Raw genomic sequence first — 9,471 nt, 5'->3', positions numbered from 1 at the left:
CTAAAAGAAAAAGCTGATGTGTATCATGCTATGAAGAGCTTTTTTAAGAAGAATGAAGTGAACGCATAAGGCCAGTTGTATTCATTGATGTACTTGAAAGTGGTTGATCTCCGTTTCAGATGCTCGCTTTCCGCGGGGCAGGCGGTGAGCCACATTCGTACGTTTCACTCTTAAGTGTCTCACCTGCCCACCTGTCCCGCAGGAGTCTCGCACCCTACACTCCAATCAAATTGTCAGTGAAGAGAATGAACAAAATTACTAAAAGCAACAGTCTTGTAGAGGAGGTAAGCCATTAATAAAAAATAAAAAAATCCCGTCCCTTATGAAATCAGTCATTTCATAAGGGACGGGATTTCCCGCGGTGCCACCCTGCTTCGAAGCTAAAAAAGCTTCCTCATTATGCAAGTAACGATTGCCCACGTGTAACTCTACTGAGGTCAAAACTTAACCGTTCGAATTAAAACCTATGAAGTGTCTTTCACTTTATCATCAGGGAGAAATACTTTCAGCCATGGTATTTCATCTCTAACCCTGTGGGGTAAAGCTACTTTTCTTCGTCATCAGTTTTCATTTTGGAATTGTAGATTATCATACTTTTAGATGGGGTGTGATGTCAATAGTTTTCGCGTTTTATTTTTTTCTTTAACTGATTCACTTGATATAGATTCATTCCAAATTCTTCTGCAAGCTCCATATCGTTTGCAGATTTTTCAAGAGAAAGAAAATCATGAAAGCTCAGCTGCTTCCATTGAGGGATTCCTTCTATGCCTTTCCGGTTCTGCCTCATACAAAAAACCTCCACCTTTTTGATTTAGTCTTTCCATCAAGGCGGAGGTTTCATTCAAGTTGATTATATTTTAGAGTCCAAGATTAAGGTTACTGGTCCATCATTCGTAAACGAAACATCCATCATCGCACCGAATACACCTGTCTCCACATGTACTCCTAAGCTTTTAAGCTTGTCGTTAAAGTAGTCATACATGGTAATGGCATGATCAGGTTTAGCAGCGTCCATGAAATTTGGACGTCTGCCTTTTTTCGTATCTCCGTATAACGTGAACTGTGAAATAGAAAGGATGCTTCCTTCTGTATCTTTTAAAGAAAGATTCATCTTTTCATTTTCATCTTCAAATATTCGGAGGTTCACGATCTTTTCGGCTAAATAATCCGCATCTTTCTCTGTATCTTCATGAGTAACACCAACTAAGAGGACAAGGCCTTTGTCAATTCTGCCCTTAACATCAGAATCGACTGTGACCTTCGCCTCTTTAGCACGCTGTAATACTACTTTCATTGCAGAATCACTTCCTTAAATCCTATTGCATCAATCTTCTAACCGCATATATGTCAGGAATTCTTTTGATTCGTTCGACTACTTTTTGAAGGTGGCTGACGTTGTGAATCGAGATTGACATACTAATCGTTGCCATCTTGTTTCGATCTGACTTACCACTTACTGCTGTAATATTCGTTTTCGTTTCTGCAACAGCATGCAGAACTTCATTTAAGAGGCCACGACGGTCAAATCCATTAATCTCAATATCAACGTTATAATTCTTCGGTTGCTCTAGATTACCTTCCCATTCAACCGGTAAAAGTCGTACTTGTGCATCTTCGTTGTGTACGTTGACACAATCTTCACGGTGAACAGATACACCACGACCTTTTGTAATATAACCGACAATGTCATCTCCAGGAACTGGATTACAGCATTTAGATAAACGAATAAGCATGTTATCAATGCCTTTAACCACGATACCTGAATCTGTTCTTCGTTTTGGTTCAGGCTTTTCAGCAGAGTCTCTTATCGCATCCAGCAGCTCAGAATTATCCGGGTCCTGCTCTTTTTTACGTCGGACTTTATCCGTTAGTCGAGTGGCGATCTGCGCAGCCGTTATGCCGTTATATCCTACTGCGGCGTACATATCTTCTTCGCCTGCAAAGTTATACTTTTGAGCTACATATTGAATGTTATCATTCGTGAAGATGTCTTTCAGATCGTACCCGCGATTCTTTATTTCTTTTTCAACAAGCTCTTTGCCTTTTGCGACGTTCTCTTCTCTTCTCTCCCGCTTAAACCATTGACGGATCTTGTTTTTTGCATGAGAGCTCTGAGTGATTTTCAGCCAATCCTGACTTGGTCCGTAGGAATGTTTGCTCGTTAAGATCTCGATAATATCTCCCGTTTTCAAACGATAATCTAACGTGACCATCTTGCCGTTTACTTTTGCACCGATACATCTGTTACCTATCTCAGTATGAATGCGGTATGCAAAATCAATAGGAACCGATCCTGACGGAAGCTCATAAACATCACCTTTTGGAGTGAACACAAACACCATATCAGAGAAAAGGTCGACCTTAAGAGATTCCATAAATTCTTCAGCATCTACAACATCGTTTTGCCATTCAAGAATTTCACGGAACCATGTTAGTTTATTTTCAAATGAGCTGACAGGAGCTTTTGTTGCACCCTCTTTATATGCCCAGTGTGCTGCAATCCCGTATTCAGCTACGCGATGCATATCAGATGTTCTGATTTGGACTTCAAGTGGATCACCTTTTGGTCCGATGACCGTCGTATGAAGAGACTGGTACATATTTGCTTTTGGCATGGCGATATAATCTTTAAAACGGCCAGGCATCGGCTTATAGGCCGTGTGGATAATACCAAGAGCCGCATAACAGTCTTTAATATTCTGAACGATAATACGAACAGCTAAAAGATCATAGATCTCATTGAACTGCTTTCCTTGCTTAGCCATTTTTCGATAGATGCTATAAATATGTTTTGGTCTTCCAGAGATATCAACTTGAATGTTCACTTCTTTAAGCTTACTTTTCATCTCATCCATCACTTGATGAACATACTCTTCCCGTTCCGCGCGCTTTTGTTGCATCAAGTTAACAATTCTATAGTATTGCTGTGGATTTAGGTATCTTAAAGAAACATCTTCAAGTTCCCACTTTATTGTCGAAATACCAAGGCGATGGGCAAGCGGGGCGAAGATTTCAAGTGTTTCATTCGCTTTTTGGATCTGCTTTTCTTTTGGCATATGCTTTAACGTGCGCATATTGTGAAGACGGTCAGCCAGCTTAATCAAGATACAACGAATATCTTGTGCCATAGCAACGAACATCTTCCGGTGGTTCTCAGCCTGCTGTTCTTCTTTAGACTTAAACTTAATCTTCTTCAACTTCGTAACACCATCAACAAGCATAGCCACTTCTTCATTAAATTGAGTGGAAATATCCTTAAGTGTAATCGGTGTATCTTCAACTACATCGTGAAGAAACCCTGCTGCTACAGTCACAGGGTCCATCTGCAGATTCACCAAAATTGCTGCTACTTCAACAGGGTGATGAATATAGGGCTCTCCCGATTTACGGAATTGTCCCTCATGTGCATTTCTTGCATATTCATAAGCCTTCGTGATGAAGCTTAAGTCGTCTTTAGAAAGATAGCTCTCCGCTTTTTGCAATACTTCCTCAATCGTCATGGAATCACCTTACGTTGTCATTGTATATTGCTTCTATTATCGTTAAATTGACCCTTCATGTAAAGCAAAAAACGAAATTTGTCGAATGATTAGGCAGATTTTGTGACAGGATTGTAAATAATGTCTGTTATTTTACTTGGTGTTTTTGAAAGTAGTTGGATTCCGTTTCAGGTGCTTCGCTTTCCGCGGGGCAGGCGGTGAGCCATATTCGTACGTCTCACTCTTAAGTGTCTCACCTGTCTAGTTGCAGTGGCTAGCCCCTCGAGGTCAAAAGCTAAATGGACAAGAAGGCAAAGTGCGCCTTCCTAGCCCATTCACCTTTTGCTTGTCGGGGCTGAACGAGCCACTTCCACTTTTCGGACTGCCCGCCTGTCCTAGCCTAGAGTCTCACACCTTCCACTACAACCAACTTTTCAAAGAAGATAGTAAAAATAGATTAAAAGCAACAGTCGTATAGAACCGACTCTTTAAAATCAAATGTTTGTAGGAGAGGTAAAAAAAGAGCCCCTCAAAAGGAACTCTTTCATCGTTTTAGTATTGAGTTAAAGTGAAGATATCATAACCTGAAAGTTTTTTACGACCATCTAAGTAAGTAAGTTCAATCATGAATGCGATTCCTACAACTACTCCACCAAGCTCTTCTACAAGCTTGATCGTTGCTTCAATCGTTCCACCTGTTGCGAGTAGGTCGTCTGTGATCAAGACTCTTTGTCCTGGTTTGATCGCGTCTTTATGCATCGTTAGCACATCTTTACCATACTCAAGACCGTAATCTACTTTGATCACTTCACGAGGTAGTTTACCTTCTTTACGAACTGGAACAAATCCTAATCCTAACGTGTAAGCTACAGGGCAACCTACGATAAATCCACGTGCTTCAGGTCCGACGATCACATCTACCTGTTTTTCTTTTGCATATACAGCAATATCGTCCATTGCTTGTTTATATACTGCACCATCAGACATAAGTGAAGTAATATCTTTAAAACGAATGCCTTCGATTGGGAAATTCTCTACTACTGAAATAAACGGCTTATAATCCATGAATCTTTGCCTCCTGAAAATTACAAACTGGCTTTTGGCCGTGTTTGTTCTGTAAACCAGCTTTTTAAAGAATGATAAGAAGAGTAAACGAGCTGATTTTCAATGTCTGCTTGTTCAAACTTTTTCTGATACGTTTCAGAACTTTCTAATTCTCGTTTGCTAGGTTCTTTGTTAATGAAAATAACACCATCGTCTATTGTAACAAAATCCAGCTCAAAAAACACCTTTGACATGAAATCTATTGTTTCTTTTGACCAGCCCTTCCATTTCGCTAGTTCTGCGCCATCCCTCTGCACATTAAAGGTCTTCCTTTTTGCAAGGAACCCATAAAACCATTTAAAATGCTCTCTGGTAGGTAAAGTCGTAAAAAAGTGTTCTGTACTTTGGTGGAACACCGCGTAGATCCTTGAAGGTTCTCCGATAGTTTCCAACCATTCAGAAAAGCGAGTGAGAGAAGGAGGAACATCTAAGAACACTAAATTCTTTCCTGTAAAATAATCCTCGGGTAGAGTCAACAGCTCATCTTCACCGATCACTTGGTCAGACAGCGCTTCAAAGTCTTTATGCTTTAATGTTTCTTCCTCAAACGCGATAAAACATGATTTAGAATATGGTAGTCCGATCAACCTTTTGCCCGCATCTTTAAGACCTCGATAATCAAACAGTTGAAAATGATTTACTGAAAGATCTTCAAGAAGAAGCTGAGGTTTTCTATAGCCGTTCCACTCGTTCAGTTGTATCTGACCAACGATCGAAACCAACGAATAAGGAGTCATCTCTTCTAACAAGCTACCTTTTTGAAAACCAATGCAATCGAGAACTGATAGCTCACCATTGCCCACCTGCAATTTGAGGTGATTGGATTGACTTCCTATCTTTTTCATCTCACGGATCGGAACTTCTTCAACCATTACGCGAGGCGATGGATTTCCAACACCGAAAGGAGCTAGCGTACTTAAGAGCTCCACCGTTTCTAATGAAATCTCATTTAACCTTGCTGTTAGATCGATTGTCGTAACCGGCAGATAATCTTCTGGTTTTAAACAATCCTTAGCTTGCTGGATGAGCCTACTTCTTAATTCATCGACATCATACATCGAAAGTGTCATTCCTGCAGCCATTGGATGCCCACCGAAATGCGGAAGAATGTCTCTAGATTCTGAAAGGTTTTCAAACATATCAAATCCTTTGATGCTTCGCGCTGATCCTTTTGCCGTTTCCTTTTCAGGGTCCAAACAAAGCACGATCGTCGGACGATAGAATTTTTCAACCAATCTTGAGGCAACGATACCAATAACTCCTGGATTCCAGCCCTCTTTGGCAAGGACTAGCACTTCATTCTCATCAGGAGGATAACTTTCTTCGACCATCGCGATTGCTTCTTTTGTAATCTCGTTTACGATTCCTTGACGTTCTTTGTTTACCGAATCGATCTCTTGTGACAACATGGCCGATTTCTCTCGATCACTTGAAGTAAACAGCTCCACCACCGGCATCGCTGAACCAAGTCTTCCTGCTGCATTCACTCGCGGGCCGATCGCGAATCCTACATCTTCAGCCGTCAATTCTTTTTCATAAAGACCCGCTACTTTTAGCAGTTCTTGCAAACCGATCTTATCCGTTTTCGATAGTGCTTCTATCCCAAGTTTCGCGATCACTCTATTTTCATCAACAAGCGGTACAAGGTCCGCTATTGTTCCAATGCATGCGTAATCAAGTAAATGTAGCGGTGGTTTACCATGAAGGGCATGTGCTACTTTAAATGCTACACCTACACCTGCGAGACCAGAGAATGGATATGTACAACCAGGCTTCTTAGGATTGATAATGCTATAAGCATCTGGCAGTACAGGAGGTGCCTCGTGGTGGTCCGTGATAATGAAGTCTAGCCCGATCTCTTTTGCGATATTAGCTTCGTGTACAGCAGAGATTCCTGTATCAACAGTTACTACGAGTGAGTAACCATCATCTTTCGCTTTTCTTAATGCAGGCTCATTCGGACCATAGCCTTCTGTAAAGCGGTTCGGAATATAATAATCAAACTGTGCGCCGAGTTCTTTCAGTGCATAATACATTACCGTCGTACTGCTTACACCATCAGCGTCATAATCGCCGAAAATTAAAATCTTTTCATTAGATTCTACAGCTCTATGTATCCGCTCAACGCTCTCTTTCATGCCATCCATCAAGAATGGATCGTGAAATTGGTCGATATCTATTTTTAAAAATGCTTCTGCTTTCTCTATCGTTTCAATTCCTCTGACAACCAATAGGTTAGCGATCAGAAGAGGGATATCTAATTCTTGTGACAACCATTTCGCCTTGTCTTCCGATGGTTCTTGAATCTCCCACCTTGTTCTAGGCTCCAACATAAAAATCACCTCTTAACCTATTCATTATACAAAACAGGATAAGAGGTGACAATTTATGAATGATATTTACTTTAAATTTCTGGCTCTGCTTCAACTGGTCGTGTTCTTTTTGATTTCATCTGTCGTGATTTCATAACGTACCACAACTGAGATGCGATAAAGATGGAAGAATACGCACCAAAAGTAAGACCGATTAACAATGCAATGGAGAAGTTTCTGATTGAATCTGCTCCAAAGATCAATAGCGCTATTGCTGCGATAATAACAGTTAAAACGGTATTTATGGAACGACCTAACGTCTCATGAATACTTCTGTTTACGATTTCAGCCAGTTTCTCTTGTGTTTTTACTTTTTCAAGTTTCATGTTCTCTCGGATCCGGTCAAACGTAACGATCGTGTCGTTGATCGAATAACCAACAATCGTAAGAACTGCTGCAATGAACGGAAGGTCTACTTCTATCCTTAAGATACTGAATACGGCAATTATCATAAAAGCATCGTGTAATAAAGCCACTACAGACGCAACAGCCATGCTCCATTCAAAACGGAACGCTACATAGATGATGATACCGACTGAAGCGATCAGCACGGCATAAAAAGCGTTCTGTGCAAGCTCACGGCCAACCGTTGGCGTAACAGTACTGATACTTGGCGTTTCACCATATTTTTCTTCAAAGTGAGTGTTGATTTTCACTACTTCGTCTTTTGACAAAGCACCTTTAAAGGAAACATTTGCTTGATCGTTTTTCCCAGCAAGAACAACCGCTTCAGGTTCAAGTTCTATTGACTTAAACTCCTCTTCTACACTTTCATTGGTAAGTGTCTCGTTTGCTTGAATATTCACACGAGATCCACTATCAAAATCAATACCAAGCTTCAACCCAGCCGTAAGTAAGAAAACAATTCCTACAACGGTCAGGAGAGTTGAGATGATGAAGTAAAGGTTTCTGTTTTTTACAAAGTCGTAATTAAAGCTCACGGATGTCACTCTCCTTTACACCAAACAAGCCTGGCTTCTTATCCATAACACGAGACTGCACCCATAAACCTAGGAAAAGTCTTGAGCCAAAAACGGCCGTAACGAAACTAGCCAGTACTGAAATAATTAGAACTAACGCGAATCCTTTTACTGAGCTTGTTCCATAGGCGAATAAAACAGCAGCGGCAAGGATTGTCGTAATGTTTGCATCAAAAATTGTAGTAAATGAACGACGATTTCCAGCTTTAAACGCACTTAATACAGATTTCCCGCTTCTAAGTTCTTCTTTGATCCGTTCATACGTAATGATGTTAGCGTCAACCGCCATACCCACTCCAAGAATAAGTGCTGCGATACCCGGAAGCGTTAATACTCCGTTCATCAGATAGAAAATAGCTAAGATCAACCATATATAGATGGATAGCGTGATTACAGCAATTATTCCCGGCACACGATAGAAAATCAGCATGAATAAAAAGATCACTGCAATTCCGATAAATCCAGCAAATACAGTTTCATTTAATGCTTTCTCTCCGAACTTCGCTCCAACTGATGTAGAATACACTTCATCAAGTTTAACCGGTAAAGCTCCCGCATTTAAAATTTTAGCTAAGCTCTGTGCTTCTTCAACAGAGAATTGACCTGTGATGGTTACTACGTCTTCTGTAAGAACTTCTCTTACATAAGGTGCAGAAATATATTTTGGCTGTTTTCCAGCAAGTTCTTTCTTTTGTTCTTCTTTGAAAGAATCACCTTTTTCATAATCCAGCCAGATAACTAATAAATTTTCTCCTTGTGGCTGACGTTTAAGCACTTCTTCTGTTATTTTAGCAAACTTATTAGCGTCTTTTAGCTTTAGAGAAACAATCGGTTTATTGTTTTGAGACTCAAACGTTTGTTTTGCACCATTTCCTACTAAATCTGATCCATCTAAAAGCACTTTATCATCCACATCACGGAATGTTAACTCTGCTTGTGTAGATAATAGTTCACGTGCTTTGTTTTGATCGGTTACACCAGCAAGCTGAACTCGTATTCTGTTGTCTCCTTCGATCTGAATCTCAGGCTCAGAGACACCCAATACGTTTATACGGCTGTTTAATGCTTCAACCGTACTCTTCAATGTTTCCTGTGTAATTTTTTGACCTTTTTTCACAGGTTCAACATCGTAAAGTACTTCAAATCCGCCTTGAAGATCTAGTCCAAGCTTAGTACCTTTTACGATCTTTTCTGTTGTAAGCCCTATTAGTGCTGCGAACATGATAAGCACAACAAAAAAGATGACGATCTTACTCCTTTTTACCACTTCAAGAAACCTCCTTCATGCTGTATCAAAAAACAACACTATGTATAAGTACGAATACTAACCCTTCCCATTATAGCGATTGTTGTTTTTTTCTGTCAATTTGTCCAGTGAATGTTCATAAATAAAACATAATAAACTTAAGTTGTTTTTCGTACAGATTGTTCCCTTGACAGTAGCTGATTTCCGCTTCATTCGCTCACATTCAATGGAGCGTGCGGTGTGCTCCCATGAGTCTCGCACCTTACACTTAAACAACAATCTTTCAGAAA

At 40.2% G+C, this 9,471-nt stretch carries 5 protein-coding genes, 1 pseudogene and 1 other annotated feature; all 6 genes and pseudogenes read right to left on the bottom strand.

Annotation, left to right across the window (positions count from 1 at the left end):
• Window positions 1-339: 339 nt before the first annotated feature.
• Window positions 340-570 (bottom strand) — a binding site (T-box leader).
• Between the two features lie 43 nt (window positions 571-613).
• A complete protein-coding gene (locus P4V41_RS19255; RefSeq protein ID WP_197131240.1) occupies window positions 614-787 on the bottom strand; it encodes a hypothetical protein in 174 nt (57 codons plus the stop codon).
• 63 nt (window positions 788-850) lie between these two features.
• On the bottom strand, window positions 851-1,294 hold the full coding sequence (dtd, locus tag P4V41_RS19250; RefSeq protein ID WP_328086758.1) for a D-aminoacyl-tRNA deacylase: 444 nt from the start codon (window positions 1,292-1,294) through the stop codon (window positions 851-853).
• A gap of 22 nt (window positions 1,295-1,316) precedes the next feature.
• Window positions 1,317-3,500 carry a RelA/SpoT family protein gene (locus P4V41_RS19245; protein WP_197131245.1) on the bottom strand — a complete coding sequence of 728 codons (2,184 nt, stop codon included), beginning with the start codon at window positions 3,498-3,500 and terminating at the stop codon, window positions 1,317-1,319.
• 531 nt (window positions 3,501-4,031) lie between these two features.
• Window positions 4,032-4,544: an adenine phosphoribosyltransferase gene (locus P4V41_RS19240; protein WP_066239566.1), complete on the bottom strand. Its 513-nt coding sequence runs from the start codon at window positions 4,542-4,544 to the stop codon at window positions 4,032-4,034.
• 20 nt (window positions 4,545-4,564) lie between these two features.
• Window positions 4,565-6,916: a single-stranded-DNA-specific exonuclease RecJ gene (gene recJ, locus P4V41_RS19235; protein ID WP_328086757.1), complete on the bottom strand. Its 2,352-nt coding sequence runs from the start codon at window positions 6,914-6,916 to the stop codon at window positions 4,565-4,567.
• Between the two features lie 71 nt (window positions 6,917-6,987).
• Window positions 6,988-9,202, bottom strand: a pseudogene (gene secDF / locus P4V41_RS19230) (protein translocase subunit SecDF).
• Window positions 9,203-9,471 lie beyond the last annotated feature (269 nt).

This window comes from Fictibacillus nanhaiensis (assembly GCF_036213205.1).
GTDB lineage: Bacteria > Bacillota > Bacilli > Bacillales > Fictibacillaceae > Fictibacillus > Fictibacillus nanhaiensis_E.
Note: the sequence above shows the minus strand (reverse complement) of the source record. Positions and strands in the feature narration are given on the sequence as shown.